Annotated in this window: 1 protein-coding gene; it reads left to right on the top strand. The window is 65.1% G+C overall.

The genetic code is table 11. The features are described 5' to 3' along the window. The coding region (locus tag FH08_RS0134340) for a helicase associated domain-containing protein (protein ID WP_031362680.1) at nucleotides 1-347 on the top strand (347 nt) is incomplete at both ends.

Below are 347 nucleotides of genomic sequence, written 5' to 3'. Positions count from 1 at the left end.
GGAGAAACGGTCTCATGCGCTGGTGGCGTTCAAGGAGGTGCATGGCCACCTGCGCGTTGCTCAGCGCCAGGTGCTGGGAGACGGTACGGATCTGGCCGACTGGTCCCGGAACCAACGCAGCCGTCAGATCGACCTGTCCAGGCGTGATCGGCTGGCCGCCCTAGGCTTCGACTTCGACGCTGGCGTGCTGGATGCCCGCTGGGAAGCCGCCTATACCGCGCTGGAGGAATTTGGCGCACGGCAAGGCCATGTGAATGTGCCGCTAGACTTCGTGCTGCCTGATGGGACAGCGCTCGGTACCTGGGTAGGGAATCAGCGCGCGCGCTACCGCGACGGCCAAATGGAGC

Origin of the sequence: Caballeronia sordidicola, from assembly GCF_000729995.1 — a bacterium.
GTDB lineage: Bacteria > Pseudomonadota > Gammaproteobacteria > Burkholderiales > Burkholderiaceae > Caballeronia > Caballeronia sordidicola_A.
Note: the sequence above shows the minus strand (reverse complement) of the source record. Positions and strands in the feature narration are given on the sequence as shown.